The 14,103-nt window shown below is 75.4% G+C and carries 16 protein-coding genes; 8 read left to right on the forward strand and 8 right to left on the reverse strand.

Annotated features, from left to right (window positions below; translation table 11 throughout):
* Window position 1 precedes the first annotated feature (1 nt).
* The gene (locus AC0GKK_RS15125) at window positions 2-766 is read right to left on the reverse strand and encodes a hypothetical protein (RefSeq protein ID WP_489881914.1); all 765 of its coding nucleotides are present in this window, start codon (window positions 764-766) and stop codon (window positions 2-4) included.
* A 243-nt stretch (window positions 767-1,009) separates the two neighbouring features.
* Here AC0GKK_RS15125 and AC0GKK_RS15130 point away from each other — a divergent pair, with 243 nt between their 5' ends.
* Both AC0GKK_RS15130 and AC0GKK_RS15135 read left to right on the forward strand, forming a co-directional pair.
* Entirely contained in the window at window positions 1,010-2,290 is a 1,281-nt protein-coding gene (locus AC0GKK_RS15130; RefSeq protein ID WP_489881915.1) for a septum formation family protein, read from the forward strand.
* Window position 2,291: 1 nt separating this feature from the next.
* Window positions 2,292-2,642, forward strand: coding sequence for a metallopeptidase family protein (locus tag AC0GKK_RS15135; RefSeq protein ID WP_489881916.1), 351 nt, complete (start codon window positions 2,292-2,294; stop codon window positions 2,640-2,642).
* A 3-nt stretch (window positions 2,643-2,645) separates the two neighbouring features.
* Here the strand turns inward: AC0GKK_RS15135 and AC0GKK_RS15140 are convergent, their stop codons facing one another.
* Genes AC0GKK_RS15140 through AC0GKK_RS15150 form a run of 3 tightly spaced genes read right to left on the reverse strand, consistent with a single transcriptional unit; the run spans window position 2,646 to window position 5,259 of the window.
* Window positions 2,646-3,392 (reverse strand): histidine phosphatase family protein, encoded by a 747-nt coding sequence (locus tag AC0GKK_RS15140; RefSeq protein WP_489881917.1) that lies wholly within the window; start codon window positions 3,390-3,392, stop codon window positions 2,646-2,648.
* Window positions 3,389-4,336 (reverse strand): prephenate dehydratase, encoded by a 948-nt coding sequence (gene pheA, locus AC0GKK_RS15145; RefSeq protein ID WP_489881918.1) that lies wholly within the window; start codon window positions 4,334-4,336, stop codon window positions 3,389-3,391. Before pheA ends, AC0GKK_RS15140 begins: the two co-directional genes overlap by 4 nt.
* A gap of 14 nt (window positions 4,337-4,350) precedes the next feature.
* Entirely contained in the window at window positions 4,351-5,259 is a 909-nt protein-coding gene (locus AC0GKK_RS15150; RefSeq protein ID WP_208818742.1) for a hypothetical protein, read from the reverse strand.
* Between the two features lie 128 nt (window positions 5,260-5,387).
* Here AC0GKK_RS15150 and AC0GKK_RS15155 point away from each other — a divergent pair, with 128 nt between their 5' ends.
* On the forward strand, window positions 5,388-6,158 hold the full coding sequence (locus AC0GKK_RS15155) for a DUF2470 domain-containing protein (protein WP_346864571.1): 771 nt from the start codon (window positions 5,388-5,390) through the stop codon (window positions 6,156-6,158).
* 6 nt (window positions 6,159-6,164) lie between these two features.
* Here the strand turns inward: AC0GKK_RS15155 and AC0GKK_RS15160 are convergent, their stop codons facing one another.
* On the reverse strand, window positions 6,165-6,488 hold the full coding sequence (locus AC0GKK_RS15160) for a DUF3817 domain-containing protein (RefSeq protein ID WP_020625020.1): 324 nt from the start codon (window positions 6,486-6,488) through the stop codon (window positions 6,165-6,167).
* Entirely contained in the window at window positions 6,485-7,036 is a 552-nt protein-coding gene (locus tag AC0GKK_RS15165) for a hypothetical protein (protein WP_346102617.1), read from the reverse strand. The genes AC0GKK_RS15160 and AC0GKK_RS15165 overlap by 4 nt, the downstream gene beginning before the upstream one ends.
* A gap of 262 nt (window positions 7,037-7,298) precedes the next feature.
* On the opposite strand from AC0GKK_RS15165, the gene AC0GKK_RS15170 reads away from it, so the two are divergent.
* Both AC0GKK_RS15170 and AC0GKK_RS15175 read left to right on the forward strand, forming a co-directional pair.
* Window positions 7,299-8,132 carry a CPBP family intramembrane glutamic endopeptidase gene (locus AC0GKK_RS15170; protein ID WP_346102291.1) on the forward strand — a complete coding sequence of 278 codons (834 nt, stop codon included), beginning with the start codon at window positions 7,299-7,301 and terminating at the stop codon, window positions 8,130-8,132.
* Between the two features lie 107 nt (window positions 8,133-8,239).
* A complete protein-coding gene (locus tag AC0GKK_RS15175; protein ID WP_062399158.1) occupies window positions 8,240-8,776 on the forward strand; it encodes a ferritin in 537 nt (178 codons plus the stop codon).
* Between the two features lie 65 nt (window positions 8,777-8,841).
* Here the strand turns inward: AC0GKK_RS15175 and AC0GKK_RS15180 are convergent, their stop codons facing one another.
* Window positions 8,842-9,771 (reverse strand): DUF5926 family protein, encoded by a 930-nt coding sequence (locus tag AC0GKK_RS15180; protein ID WP_100879147.1) that lies wholly within the window; start codon window positions 9,769-9,771, stop codon window positions 8,842-8,844.
* A gap of 21 nt (window positions 9,772-9,792) precedes the next feature.
* On the opposite strand from AC0GKK_RS15180, the gene AC0GKK_RS15185 reads away from it, so the two are divergent.
* From AC0GKK_RS15185 to AC0GKK_RS15195, 3 genes are all read left to right on the forward strand, one after another.
* A complete protein-coding gene (locus AC0GKK_RS15185; RefSeq protein WP_073573763.1) occupies window positions 9,793-11,031 on the forward strand; it encodes a cytochrome P450 in 1,239 nt (412 codons plus the stop codon).
* Window positions 11,032-11,188: 157 nt separating this feature from the next.
* Window positions 11,189-11,899, forward strand: a complete 711-nt coding sequence (locus tag AC0GKK_RS15190; RefSeq protein ID WP_489881919.1) for a hypothetical protein — start codon at window positions 11,189-11,191, stop codon at window positions 11,897-11,899.
* Window positions 11,900-12,051: 152 nt separating this feature from the next.
* Window positions 12,052-12,483 carry a hypothetical protein gene (locus AC0GKK_RS15195; protein WP_251783266.1) on the forward strand — a complete coding sequence of 144 codons (432 nt, stop codon included), beginning with the start codon at window positions 12,052-12,054 and terminating at the stop codon, window positions 12,481-12,483.
* Window positions 12,484-13,089: 606 nt separating this feature from the next.
* Here AC0GKK_RS15195 and AC0GKK_RS15200 read toward each other — a convergent pair.
* Window positions 13,090-14,085, reverse strand: coding sequence for a DUF4328 domain-containing protein (locus AC0GKK_RS15200; protein WP_489881920.1), 996 nt, complete (start codon window positions 14,083-14,085; stop codon window positions 13,090-13,092).
* Between the last annotated feature and the right edge of the window lie 18 nt (window positions 14,086-14,103).

A 14,103-nucleotide genomic window follows, 5' to 3' on the forward strand; every position in this document is an offset into this window, starting at 1 on the left:
CTCAGCTCCCGCTGGACGAGCCGGACCCGCCCGAGGACGACGACGACCCGCCGCCGACGCCGAGACCGCCCCGGGAGATCGTGCCGCTGCGGTTCGCCGAGCCGATGGTCGAGCCGGTCGTGCCGCTGCGGACCGTGGTGCCGCTCGGCGGCGGGGTCACGTTGCCACCGGTCGCGACCTGGCCGACACCGCCGGTCCCGCCGTAGTTGTAGTGGTACTGGCGGCCGCCGCCACCGAGGAAGATCGGGACGAAGGCGAAACCACCGCCACCGGTGGAGACCTGGCCCTGCCTCTCGGCGCCGCTGCAGTTCTCGTCCGGCACGACGACGCCCTGGTCGTCGACGCAGCGCGCCTCGACCGACTCGCTGCCGCCGCCGGACCCGGCGTACACGGCCGCGATCAGGGCGACGACGCCGACGGTCGCGCCGGCACCGATCAGCACCCGCTTCGTGGTCTTCGAGCGGGCCTCCTTGAGCCGCACCGCCTCGCGGTCCGCGCGCAGCTTCTGCTCGCGGGCCCGCTTCTCGGCGAGCGTGGGCTCGCGGGGCGTGGTGCTGCCGTCCTGCTGCCGGATCCGGCCGCGCGGGGCCTCGGCGGGCTGCTCGGCGGGCGTGTTCGCCCACGGCGCCGTCGCCGGTCCGTCGGTCTGCGGAGTCGGCGTCGTCGACTGCGGCTCCGGTGTCGCGCCGCCCGGTGTCGCCCTCGGCGTACCGGCGGGCGGCGTGCTGTCGTCCGGGCCGCCGCCGGCGCGCGGTCCGTCGGTCATCGCTGGTCCCCCATCGTCACTCTCGTCCCCCGCGCGCACCGTACCGGGAGCGGCCGACAACCACCGGCCGTTCCCGGATGACGATTCGGCTGCGTTTCACTCACACCCGCCCGGACGAGTGGTCGCGGCACCCCGTCGCACCGGGCGGACCTGCACGTTCACAGCATCCGGCCGACCGACCGCCGCGCCGGGGCACCGGCCGGGTGAAGCCGGGCCGACCCCGGCTGCATGATGGGGGACGTCATGGATTCCCGCTCCCCCGCCGGCTCCGACCGGCCCGACGCGACCGGCCGCACCGCCGTCCACGCCGGGCAGGGCACGACCTCGGTGCTGTCCCGGCCGTCGGCCACGCCGGTGGCCCCGACCCGTCGGCGACGGTCGTCGGAGACCTCCGGACGGGCTGGCGCGGGGCGGGGCGGGCTCCTCGGGGCCCGCCGGGTCGGCGTCGGGATCCTCGTCGGCGCGCTGCTGATGCTGACCGTCGCGTCGGTGGACTCGCTGCTCGGCGCCGAGGTGCCGGTGCTGGGCTCGTTCGCGTCCTCCGGGGTGCCGAAGGTGGAGGAGCCCCCGCCGCTGCCGCCCCCGCCGGACACCGCGGGCACCTGCCTGAACTGGACCCGCTCCGACGCGACCGACACCGCCGCCGTCGACTGCGCCCGGCCGCACCTGTTCGAGCAGGTGGGGCGGGTCGCACTGGCCGACCAGCCGACGTTCCCGGCCGACGAGGCCTGGCAGAAGCTCGTCGCCGACCGCTGCACCCCGGTGGTCACCACGTACCTGAACGGCAAGTTCGACCCGGACGGGAAGTTCCGGGTGGGCGCGCTCAAGCCGTCGCAGCAACGCTGGGACGGCGGCGACAAGGGCATGCGCTGCGGCCTGCAGATGGCCTCGCGCAGCGGGGAGATGTTCCCGATCACCGGCAAGGTCGCGGCGCAGGACCAGTCCGCGGTCCAGCCGGTGGGCACCTGCCTCGCCATCGACGGCCGCACCGTCGGCGACCCGACCGACTGCGCCGGGCCGCACGCCGTCGAGGCCGTCGGGCTGGTCGACCTGGGTACCGAGTTCACGAAGGACTGGCCCGCCATCGAGGACCAGGACAAGTTCCTCCAGCCCGCCTGCACCGACGCCGCGAACACGTTCGCCGGCAACGACCAGGTGATCGGCGCCAAGGGCCTCACCGTCTACTGGGGCAACCTCTCCGAGGAGTCCTGGAAGGCCGGCAGCCGCAAGGTCAACTGCAACATCGGCACCCTGCTGCCGGACAACAGCGGCTTCGCCTCGATCACCGGCTCGGTGAAGGGGAACCTGGTCGTCTCCGGGCAGCCCGCCGCTCCGGCACCGTCCGCGCCCGGTGCGCCCGCCGGTCCGGACGGTGCCCCGGCCGACGGGTCGGCCACCCCGGCCCCCGGCTCGCAGGCCCCGGTCGAGCAGCCCGACAGCGAGCAGCCCGCCGGCCCCGACGGCGGAGCCGGACAGCCGGACCTCGACATCCCGCCCGGCCTGCCCGGGCTCTCGGGCAACTGACGTGCCGGTGGCGATGCCCGCCGACCGGTTCGACGAGCTGGTCGGCGAGGCGCTCGACCTCGTGCCCGTCGAGCTCGCCGCGGCGATGGACAACGTCGTCGTGCTGGTCGAGCCGCGCCACCCCGACGAGCCGGACCTGCTCGGGCTCTACGAGGGCGTCGCGCTGACCGAGCGCACCGCGGACTACGCGGGCGAGCTGCCGGACCGGATCACCGTGTACCGCGACGCCGTCCTCGACTTCTGCGAGGACGAGGAGCAGGTCGTCGACGAGGTCGCGATCACCGTCGTCCACGAGATCGCGCACCACTTCGGCATCACCGAGGAGAAGCTGCACGAGCTCGGCTGGGGCTGACCCCTACCGGTGGGTGGCGCGCCGCCCGCCGGGCATCGCGTCCCACAGCTCCGGGACCCAGCCGCCGGGGTCGCGACGCAGCACGACCCGGCCGGTGTTGGGGACCGGGCGCTCGCGGCCGTAGGTGACGTCGGGGTGGCCGGGTCCGGAGCCGTCGTGCCCGCCGAGCAGCGCCAGCGACAGGATCCGGATCGCCGCCCCGTGGCTGACGACGACGACCGCCCCCTCCGCCACGCCGGAGGTCACCGCGGCGAGGTCGGGCAGCGCCCGGTCCCACACGTCGCGGGCGGACTCGCCGCCGGGCATCGCGCGGTCGACGTCACCGTCCCACCAGGCCTCGAAGACCTCGTCGAACGCGGCGCGGGCGTCGTCGCCCTCCTGGCCCTCGAGGTCCCCGACGAACACCTCGTGCAGGCCCTGGAGCAGCCCCACCTCGCGTCCGAGCGCGCGGCCGATCGGGGTGGCGGTCTCCTGCGCCCGGGTCGCCCGTGACGCGTACAGGCCCCGTACGGGCCATCCGGCGAGCAGCCCGGCGACCTCCTCGGCCTGCGCGTGACCCAGCTCGTCCAGCCCGGGGCCCGGCAGCGCGGTGTCGAGGCGGTGCCGCACGTTCGACGGGGTACGGCCGTGCCGGACCAGCACCAGGCGCAGCGCGCCGTCGTCCGGCGGGACCTGCGCGGTCCGGGTGCCGGTGCCGACGGCCGCGAAGGAGGCCGCGCCGTCGTGCTCGTCGTCGGTCTGGTGGCTCACGTGTCGGCTCCCCGTCGGACCGCGGCGAGCCAGCGCTCGGACGCGGCGTAGTCGTCGGCGGTGGCGACACCGAGCGCCGCCACCGGGCTCCCCACACCGGCCGCCGGGGCGTCCGGTGCGGGATCGGATCGCGGGAACGACCCGAGGTAGATCAGCCGGTCGCAGCGACGGTGCAGTGCGGCCAGGGCCTCCCCCATCGCCGGGTCGGCGACGTGACCCGAGCAGTCGAGGTGGAACCAGTACTCGGCGTGGCGGCCCTTCACCGGGCGGGACTCGATCCGGGTCAGGTCGATGCCGCGGACGGCGATCTCGGTGAGCAGGCCGAGCAGGGTGCCGGGGCGGTTCGTCGTCGTCGCGGCGAGGGTGGTGCGGTCCCAGCCGGTCGGCGCCGGCGGCGGGCCGGGGCGGGTCAGCAGCACGAAGCGGGTGACGGCGCCCACGTTGTCGGCGATGTCGTCGGCCAGCACCTCCAGGCCGTGCTGCGTGGCGGCGAGCGGGGCGGCGACGGCGGCGTCGACCTCGCCCCGGGCGGCCTGGGCCGCGGCCTCCGCGGTGGAGGAGCTGACCCGGACCTCGGCGGCCGGCAGGTGCTCGGCGAGCCAGCCGCGGGTCTGGGCGATGCCGTGGCCGTGGGAGGCGACCGAGCGGATCGCGTCATGCGTGGTGCCGCGGCGGCCCATCAGGCAGAACCGGACCGCGATCCGGGCCTCACGGGCGATCACCAGCGGCGGGTCGGCGACGAGCCCGTCGAGCACCGGCGGGACGGCGCCCTCGACGGTGTTCTCGATCGGCACGCAGCCGGCGTCGACGGAGCCGTCGCGGACCGCCGCCAGCACCGCGGGGGCGCCGGGCAGCGGCACGAGCTCCGCGCCACGCGACTCGGGCAGGGTCAGCAGGGCCTGCTCGGTGAACGTGGCGTGCGGCCCCAGGAATCCGATCCGCATCCGATCCGTCCTGATCAGTCCAGCAGCCCGAGGGCGACGAGGTCGGCGATCGGGACCGGCTCCGGGTCGACGCCGCAGCGCGGCAGGACGGTGCGGACCTGCTCGACGGCGGCCTCGGGCAGCTCGTCGAGCTCCCGGGCCAGCTTCTCGCCGTCGGTGCAGGCCAGGGCATCCTCGGCCGGGTCGGGCGAGGCGCTGACCCCGGTCATCCGCGCGACGGCGGCGATCAGGTTCAGCAGGCCGTGGCGGCCGCGGGGCGTCGACGCGGACGGGTCCTCGCGGACGATCCGGTCGATGCCCTGGGCCGAGATCCCGCCGGTGCCGCTCTCCAGGCCGGCCAGCAGGAACTTGTGCACGTCCACGATCTCCGGCACGTCGGAGGCGCGCGGCCCGCCGAGGCGGATCTTCGGGGTGCAGCCGTGCTCGGCGACCTTGCGGACGGCGGCGAGCCAGGCGAGCGTGCCGTCGGCGTCCCCCTCGACGGGGCGGCGCGGCTCCACGACCGGGGTCACCTCGTCCGGCACGAACTCCGAGACGCGCTCGAGCCAGATGCCGTCGACGTCCGGCGGTGCGGCGCACTCGACGGTGCTCGGGGTGAGCAGGCTGGAGCGGGAGAACACGGTCGACAGCGCCTTCGGCACCGCACCCAGCCCGGTGTCGACGACGAGGGCCAGCTCCGCCGGCCGGCTCGGCGCGGAACGGGCGAGCTCGGTGACGACGGCGGGCAGCTGCGACGCGGGGCAGACCAGCCGTCCGACGAGGCCTCCGTAGTGGCCGTCGCGGGCGGCGAGATAGCGCGACACGACGGCGTCGACGCCCGGTGCGACGGTCCTCGGCTGCAGCAGGCTGGTGTCGTCGACCAGCGCGGCGAGCAGCGGACGGATCGGCCACGGGTCGGCTGAGGAACCCGAGGGCACGGTCATCACGTCGACAGACGCTAACGGTCGGGTCACGGCGACCCATCAACGGGGGTTGCCCCCCTGTGTGCGCAGCCACTGGACAGGCGATACTTCCGACTGCTTAGGTAAGGGTTACCTAATCGGAGGTGAGAGTGGGAACGACCCGAGTGCGCCGCCCCCCGACGCCCGCCGTCGCCGAGCGAGCCCGCAGCCTCGTCACCCGTGGTGGCCGCGCGGCACTCGTCGGCACCGGCGAGCCGGAACCGTGTGCGCCGCTGATGCACCACACCTGGCCGGACGGCACGACCGACCTGCTGCTGCCCGACGACCACGTGCTCCGCGAGCGGGCCCGGCTCACCCTCGGCGGGCTCCCGGTGATGCTCGAGCTGACCGGCAGCACACCGGTGCCGCTCGACGAGCCGGTCCGGGAGCTGCTGTGGCTGGTCGGGACGCTGGAGGAGCCCGACCCGGCCACCGGCCGGGAGCGGGCGCTGCGGCTCGCCGAGAAGGCCCCGCACCCCAACCTCCTCGACGCCGGGCGCGGCGCCACCCTGCTGCGGCTGCACCCGTCGTCGGCGGTCTACTCCGACGCCGAGGGCTGCGCGCCGGTCTCGCCGACCGAGCTCGCGGCCGCCGAGCCCGACCCGTTCTGCCGGGTCGAGCAGGTGTGGCTGGAGCATCTGGACCGGGCGCACCCGGAGATGCTGTGCGCGCTGCGCCGCCATCTGCCCGACGGGCTGGGGTTCACCGGCGGCCGGGTCCGCCCGGTCGGCGTGGACCGCTTCGGGCTCCGCGTGCGGGTGCCCACCGCGACCGGCACCCAGGACGTGCGGCTGGCGTTCTCCGCGCCCGCGGACACGCCCGAGGAGCTGCAGCGCCGGTTCGCCGAGCTGGTGGGCTGCCCGGCGGCGGGGGGCCGCTGAGCCGGGTCAGGGACCGGCGGGTGCCAGGTGCTCGGCCTGCACCTTCCGGGTCACCTTCCGCTCGGCGACGAACGACGCGACCGGGATGGTTCCCGCGGCCAGGATGACCACGGCGAACACCGGCTTCCACCGGCAGCGCTCGGCCAGGATCAGCGTGCACACGATGTAGATCATGTACAGGAAGCCGTGCACCATCCCGATCAGCGCGACCGGCCGCGGGTCGCCGAACAGGTACTTCGCCGGCATCGCGTAGAAGGTCAGCAGCAGCAGGCCGACGCCGGTGACCCAGGCGGAGATCCGGTAGGCCTTCAGAGCGGTCGCGACGGTCACGGGGTGGACTCCTCCCGGTGCCGGGCCGCCAGGCGGGCCAGCTCCTCGTTGTAGGCCCGCAGCTGCGGGTCGGTGCTGCGGGGCGGGGCGGCGTTCGCCGGGCGGGACGTGAACGGCGACGGCCCGGCCGGCGGCGCCGGGACGGCAGGCTCGGGGGTCGACGTCGAGGCCGACGCAGCGGCCGGCTCCGAGGCCGGCGCAGTGGCCGGCGCCGCAGACGGCACGGTCCCCGCGACCGCCGTCCCCGACCCGGCGACGGGTGCCTCCGCAGCCGACGGCGCCCTGTCCGGCGTCCCCGCGGTCCCGCCGGGTCCGGCCGCGCCGGCCGCCTTCAGGTCGGCGATCTCCATGCTCAGGAAGCGCCACCACATGACGCCGAAGAAGACGGCGAACAGGGGCCACTGCAGGCCGTAGCCCACGTTGAGGGCCGAGCCCATCGCCGATCCCGCCCGTCCCCACTGCCAGACGGCCAGCCAGGTGCAGGCGACCATCGCGCCGAGTGTGAGGACGTGCCAGACCATCCACCTCGGGGACAGCAGCAGCCGCATCACGCCGACCAGGGTACGCACCCCGGCGTGGCGACGGCCGGGCCCCGACGAGCGCTCGGTCACTCGCCCGTCCGGTCGGCTCCGCGCGGTGATCCTCGGTCCGCGCGGTGATCCTCGGACCGCGCGTGTCCGGACGCGCGCGAGCCGCGGATCAGCGCGCGCGATGCGGATCAGCGCGGTGCGGATCGGCTGCCCAGGCCCCACCGGCAACCCCGCGACTCGGCCCGCGGAGCCCTCCGGCACCCGGTGCGATGATCGGCCCATGACGAGCGGACCGGTCCCGGCACGACCGCGTGGGGCCCTGCGGGACTGGCTGAGCCCGGCGCCCCCGTCGTTCCCGGGCGTCGCCACCGACCCCCGCGAGCGACGGCTGATCGGCCTGGAGATCGCCGTCGTCCTGACCGTGACGCTGGGCCTGTCCGCGGTGCGCAGCGCGCTGTCGCTGCTCGAGGCCCTGCTGAACCCCGCCCCGCTGGCCGACCAGCAGGTCACCCTCAACGCGCCCGCGTCCACCGACGCCTGGATCGACCTCGCGTTCCAGCTGGTCCGCGCGCTGCAGCTGGCCGGATGGGGCGCGCTGGCCGCCTTCCTGCTGCTGCGGGCGGGCATCGCGCTGCGCCGGGTCGGGCTCGACGGGCGGCGGCCGTGGCGCGACGCGGCGCACTCCGCGGGCCTGGCCGCGCTGATCGGCCTCCCCGGGCTGGGGCTCTACCTGGTCGGACGGCTCGCCGGGATCACCCCGGACGTCGCGCCCAGCACGCTGACCGACCAGTGGTGGCGGATCCCGGTGCTGGTGCTGTCCGCGGCGGCGAACTCCTGGGCGGAGGAGGTCGTCATGATCGGCTATCTGCTCACCCGGCTGCGGCGGCTCGGCTGGTCGGAGAACCGGTCGGCGTTCGCGGCCGCGGTCCTGCGCGGGTGCTACCACCTCTACCAGGGGATCGGCGCGTTCGTCGGCAACCTCGTCATGGGCCTGGTGTTCGCCCGCTACTGGCAGCGGACGAACCGGCTGTGGCCGCTCGTCGGCGCCCACCTGCTGATCGACGTCGTGGCGTTCGTGGGGTACGCACTGCTCGGTGGCGTGCTCCCGTTCTGACCCGGGAAAGCGGCCCTCACCAGCGGAAAGGTGACCCTGTCCAACTGAGACGGACACCCTTTCTGGAGCCGTTCCAGGAAAGGCCGCCAGTCGCTAACCTGGATGACATGACCGACGAGTCGAAGTTCCACGCCCTGCTCCGCGACCAGGTCCGGAGCGAGTTCACCGCCGCCCAGCAGTACCTCGCGATCGCCGTCTGGCTCGACGACGCCGACCTCCCGCAGCTGGCCGCGCACTTCTACGCGCAGGCCGTCGAGGAGCGCAACCACGCGATGATGATGGTCCGGTACCAGCTGGACAACGACCTCACGGCAACCATCCCCTCGGTCGGCGAGGTGCAGAACGACTTCGCCTCGGTCGAGGAGCTGGTGCAGCTCGCGCTGACCCAGGAGAAGCAGGTCACCGAGCAGATCACCACGCTGGCCCGCACCGCCCGCGACGAGGACGACTACCTCGGCGAGCAGTTCCTGCAGTGGTTCCTGAAGGAGCAGGTGGAGGAGGTCGCCTCGATGACGACGCTGCTCACCATCGTCCGCCGCGCCGGCGACGACCTGTTCCACGTCGAGGACTTCGTGGCCCGCGAGCTCGCGCGCGGCGACGCCGCCGACGCGACCGCCCCGGCCGCCGCGGGCGGCGCCCTGTAGGAACCCCTCGTCGGTCCGACCCGGGGCCCGGCGCTCCTCGCGGGAGCGCCGGGGCCCGCGGCCGTCTAGCGCAGGGTGATCTGCTTGCCCGCGAGCACGTCGCGCGCCCGGTGCTCGGACTCGGTCAGCGGTGTGGCGTCCAGCCCGGCCACCGCCTCGTCGAGCCGCTTCGCGAACTCCGCGGCGGGACCCGCCCACTCCGAGGAGTGCATCTCCCGGTCGACGTCCCAGACCGGCACGAGCAGCCCGTGCGCCCGGAACGACCCGGCGTAGCGGGAACCCTCGCCCAGCTCCAGGCCGCCCTGGCCGGACAGCCGCGCCAGCGCCGCCATCAGCGTCGTCTCGTCCTCGGTCCGTACCCAGCGCACGTGCGCCTTGGACCCGGTGTCGACCCAGTACGCGCCACGCACGCCGTCGGCGGTGACCGCCTCGGTCGGCATGATCACCGAGTTGGCACGCTCCAGCATCGCCTGGGCCTCGGGGTCCGGGCTCTCCGACGGCAGCCACCACGCGAAGTCGGCGTGCACCGTCGGCTCCAGCGGTGTGCCGGGCTCCAGCACGTCCTGCAGCCGCTCGCCGGTGTGCCGCCCGGCGCCGACGACCGGCAGCGACGATCCCGGCTCGGCCGAGCGCGCCCAGGCGAGCGCCCCGGCCAGGTCGGCCGAGAGGTCCCCGGAGCGGGTCTGGACCTGCATGCCGAGCAGGACCTCGCCGTTGTCGCGCACGATCGCGGCGGACGCGCCCGGCAGCACCGAGGCCAGCGTGACCGGACCGCCGGAGCGGACCGGAAGGGCCGCCGTCGCCGACGGGAGGAACTCCCGCATGGCGACGAGGTCGGGCTCCGCCGCGAGACCCTCGAACGGCCGGATGACGATCACGTCGTCACCGGCGCCGTGGCAGGCCTTGTACCGCTTGCCGGAGCCGCAGGGGCACGGCCGGCGCGGGTTGTCCCCCGCGTCGGCGGTGCTGGCACGGTTGCGCGTCTTCTTACCCATCGCCGGGCAAGGTAGCGGGTCGTGCATGTCTTCGATCCGGCCGACCCCGGTTTCCTCGCCGACCCCTACCCCGCCTACGCCGCCCTGCGCGCCGCCGGGCCGGTCCACGACCACCCCGGTCTGGGCGTCCCGGTCGCGGTGACGCACGCGGCCTGCTCCGCCGTGCTGCGCGACCGCGGCCTTGGCCGCATCTGGTCCGACGCCGTGCCCGCGGCCGAGCTGGCCGCGTTCAACCTGCTGCACCGCAACTCGCTGCTGGAGCGTGAGGGCGAGCCGCACACCCGGCTGCGACGCCTGGTGGCCTCGGCGTTCGCCCGTGGCCACACCGAGCGGCTGGCCCCGCTGGTGCGGGCGCGGGCCGGGGCCCTGGTGGACGACCTGGTGGCCCGCATCCGCGACGGCGTCCCCGCCGACCTGGTGGAGCTCGTCGCCGCACCGCTGCCGGTCGCCGTGATCGCCGACCTGCTCGGCGTGCCGGAGGACCGCCGGGCGCCGCTGCGGGACTGGTCCGACGCGATCGTGCGGATGTACGAGCCCGACCCCGGCGACGACGGCCGTCGCGCGGCCGAGCGGGCGTCGGCCGACTTCACGGCGCTGCTGCGGGAACTGGTCGACGAGCGCCGGTCCGGCCGCGCCGCCCCCGCCGGGGACACCGGCACGGGACCGGACCTGATCACCGACCTGCTCGCCGTCCGGGACGCCGGGTCGCCGTCCGTCCGGCTCGACGAGGACGAGCTCGTCGGCACCGCGGTGCTGCTCCTGATGGCCGGGCACGAGGCGACGGTCAACGTCGTCGGAAACGGCGTGCACGCCCTGCTACGGCACCCAGACCAGTGGCAGCGGCTGCTCGACGACCCCGGACTGGTCGGAACGGCCGTCGAGGAGCTGATCCGCTTCGACGCACCGCTGCAGCTGTTCGAGCGGACCGCCGTCGTCGACACCACGGTGGCCGGCCACCCGGTCCCGGCGGGCACCCGGATCGCGACGCTGCTCGGCGCGGCGGGGCGCGACCCGTCCGTCTTCGGCGACGACGCCGACCGCCTCGACGTCGGCCGCTCCCCCAACCCCCACCTGGGCTTCGGGGCCGGGGTGCACTACTGCCTGGGCGCCCCGCTGGCCCGGCTGGAGATCGCCGAGGTGCTGCGCGCACTGCTGGAACGCCTGCCCGACGCCGTCGTCGACGGCGCGCCGGCCCGGCGGCCACGGTTCGTCATGCGCGGCTGGGCGGAGCTGCGGCTGACCGCCCACACCGTCCGATGAACCGAATGCCGCAATGATCTGAGAGCCGAACGGTCCATTCCTGGGAGCCGTCGGCGAATTGTCGACGGCGCCGCGCAATCAGCGACGGAAAAGGGGCGTCAAGAACGACCGGAACCGACGTCGACGACCCTCGGGCGACGTGGTGGAATCGACGACGATGGAATCGTGGTCGGAACTGCTGCGGACCGTTCTCGCCGTGCCGGGGACGGGGTACACCTGCGTCGCCGACCCCACCACGGGCGAGCTCGTCGCGGACGCCGGCGGGCGTGCCGTACCCGGCCTCGCCGAGGTGCTCGGCTGGGGCGCCGCGCAGGTCGTCGCCGACGGACCGGTGTTCGAGGACGCGGTGATCACCACCCGGGAGGGCGACCACCATCTCCTGCGGGCGCTGCCCCGCGACGGCGCGGCCCCGCTGCTCGCCTACGCCCACCTCGACCGGTCCGGCAGCCCGGTCGCGCTCCTCCGGCGGGCACTGCGCCCACCCGCGACAGCCCCGGCACGGACGGATCCGCAGTTCGCGACGCCTGCTGTCGACCCGGCCGCAGCCCCGGCACGTCCGATGATGCGGGCCCGGCCGGCCGCGCCCGTGGTGTCGCCGCCCGGGCCCGCGGACACCGCACCGGCGACGATCGCGGTACCGAGGCCGTCGCCGGTACCGGACGCCGAGCGCACCCCGGGACCGGCCGTCCCGCTCCCCCGACGCGCGCCCGGCCCCGCCGAGCCGTCCGAGCCCCCTGCCGCGGCCGAGGGTGACGACGCGCACGCCGGAGCCGTCCCCGAGGGCGGCCGGTGGGCCGACGACCTGGGCACCATGGCTCGGATCCTCGCCGCGCTGCGCCGTCTGGACCCGTCGTCGACCACAGGGTGACGACGGGGTGTTGACGCTCCGGAATTGCGCGTTATTGTTGTCCGTCCCGGCGCCGTAAAGTACTGAGATCAATTTCCGCGGAATGCGGAACGGGATCGCGGCGCGGGCTCCCCGAGATCGTCGCGGCGACTGCCGCGCGGAAGGCTCTTGAGATGAACAACATCGATCGTTCCCTGGACATGGCCGCCAACATCAAGGGCGCGTTCGCGGTCGCGATCGTCGACTTCGACAGCGGCATGACCCTGGGGTCGCGCGGGGGCAGCCCCGAGTTCGACCTCGACGTCGCCGCGCCCGGGAACTCCGAGGTCGTCCGGACCAAGCTCGAGGTCATGCAGAAGCTCGGGCTGCGCGAGAACATCGAGGACATCCTGATCACCCTCGACAGCCAGTACCACCTGATCCGGATCATCCGCGGCACCGACGAGCAGCTGTTCTTCTACCTCGTGCTCAACCGCGCCCAGGCCAACCTGGCGATGGCCCGCCGCGACCTGCGCGTCATCGAGCAGCAGTTCGCCATGACCTCGCCGCAGGCCGGTGCACCGCAGCAGCAGGGCCAGGCGTTCTTCCCCGCCCAGCAGCGCTGAGGCCCCCGCGACCCACACGACCGATGGGACGTCACCGGCACGCCGTCGCCGTACGCACCGACGGGCTGGCCGCCGTACTGGGGCCGCTGTTCTTCGACCCGCGGATCCGCTCGGCGGCCCTGCTCGACGTGGACAGCGGGATGGTCCTCGACGTCTGCGGGCCCGACACCGCCGTCGGACGGACGGGCCGGGGCGTCCCCGCGGCCCACGACCACCGCGACGAGGTCCGCGGCGCGGCGCACGCCGAGCTCGTCCGGATCGCGCTGGCCCTCGCCCCGAACGCGGGCGGGCGGCTCGGGCTCGTCCTGGAGGCGGGACCGGACCGGCACGTGCTGCGCACCGTCGCCGACCCGCACGGCGGGCGGCTGGCCCTGTCGGTGGTCGTGCGCGGCCCCGACCGGGCCGTGCGGCGGGTCCGCAAGCTGCTGGAGGAGGTCTCCGACGCCGCGCTGACCGCGGGCCCGTCGACGGCGGTCCGCCCCGGCTCGGCGGGCTGGGCGGCCACGCCCGTCGCTCCCGCGCCGCCGCCGGCTCCCCCGACACCCGCACCGGCACCGGCACCGGTGGTGCGGCCGGACGCCCCCCGGGTGCCGGCTCCGCCCGGGTTCAGCCCGCCGGGTCCGCCGCCGTGGTCGGGACCCGTGCCGCCGTCGGCGCTGCCTGCGGGGCCGCCGCTCCCACCGGGACCGCCGGCTCCGCGCCGGCCGTACCCGCCGTCGCCGACACCAGCAGCTGCCGGGGACCCTGCGGCCGCGTCGCCAGCAGAGCGGTGAGCAGGCGGACGACCCGGATCGTGCGCCACGCCGTGACCGCGGCGAGCACGTCGGCCCAGGCGTGCAGGACGACCCCGTCGGCCAGCGCCTGGGTGCCGGTGCGGAACCGCCAGACCAGGACGACCGCGCCGAGGACCACGCACGCCGCCCACAGCGCCCACCAGACCAGCAGCTCCCGCGACGGCGACGGCCGCCGTTCCGGCGGCAGGTCCAGCGCGGTGTGCTCGGTCTCGGCCAGCAGCGAACCGGGCGCGACCAGGTTCCAGCCGGGCACCACCCAGCCCGCGACGACCCATCGGCGGCTTCGCCAGGCGCGCGTGCCCGCGCGGTCCGCGGCGGCCCGGTAGGTCCACAGGCTCCACGAGATCATCAACACCCCGGCGGCGATCGTCGCCACCACCGAGGACCAGCCGCCGAACCACACCAGCGCGTCGGAGACCCCGACAGCCTCCGGGGACAACGCGTCGGACCGGCTGAACAGCAGGAGCACGTACCGCCACACCTCGGCGACGGCGGCGACCCCCGACACGACGACGACTACCCACAGCACGGGCACGAGCTGCGCGGCCAGCGCGCGGGCCCGGTCGACCGGTCGGAGCGGGCCCTCACCGGGGACCGGCGCGATCCGCCAGGGCCCCACCGGGAGACCCCAGCGCGGGACGGCGCGGTAGCGGGGCGGGCCGGCGTAGCGGTCCCGCCGGGCGGCCGTGGGCTCGGCGGCCGGCCCACCGGGCGTCGTCGCCACCCAGTCCAGGGCGGCCAGGTACCGGCCGCACCACGGGCAGAACGCACCCCCTCCGGGGGCGCCGTCCGGCCGCAGCGCGGGCACGGCGGGCCCGGCCGTCGG

Source organism: Pseudonocardia sp. P-1, from assembly GCF_058111925.1.

Coding starts and splice junctions, on each gene's coding strand:
- AC0GKK_RS15125 (WP_489881914.1), bottom strand. CDS start 766: ATGACCGACGGACCGCGCGCCGGCGGCGGCCCGGACGACAGCACGCCG.
- AC0GKK_RS15130 (WP_489881915.1), top strand. CDS start 1,010: ATGGATTCCCGCTCCCCCGCCGGCTCCGACCGGCCCGACGCGACCGGC.
- pheA (WP_489881918.1), bottom strand. CDS start 4,336: ATGCGGATCGGATTCCTGGGGCCGCACGCCACGTTCACCGAGCAGGCC.
- AC0GKK_RS15150 (WP_208818742.1), bottom strand. CDS start 5,259: ATGACCGTGCCCTCGGGTTCCTCAGCCGACCCGTGGCCGATCCGTCCG.
- AC0GKK_RS15165 (WP_346102617.1), bottom strand. CDS start 7,036: ATGCGGCTGCTGCTGTCCCCGAGGTGGATGGTCTGGCACGTCCTCACA.
- AC0GKK_RS15170 (WP_346102291.1), top strand. CDS start 7,299: ATGACGAGCGGACCGGTCCCGGCACGACCGCGTGGGGCCCTGCGGGAC.
- AC0GKK_RS15175 (WP_062399158.1), top strand. CDS start 8,240: ATGACCGACGAGTCGAAGTTCCACGCCCTGCTCCGCGACCAGGTCCGG.
- AC0GKK_RS15180 (WP_100879147.1), bottom strand. CDS start 9,771: ATGGGTAAGAAGACGCGCAACCGTGCCAGCACCGCCGACGCGGGGGAC.
- AC0GKK_RS15190 (WP_489881919.1), top strand. CDS start 11,189: ATGGAATCGTGGTCGGAACTGCTGCGGACCGTTCTCGCCGTGCCGGGG.
- AC0GKK_RS15195 (WP_251783266.1), top strand. CDS start 12,052: ATGAACAACATCGATCGTTCCCTGGACATGGCCGCCAACATCAAGGGC.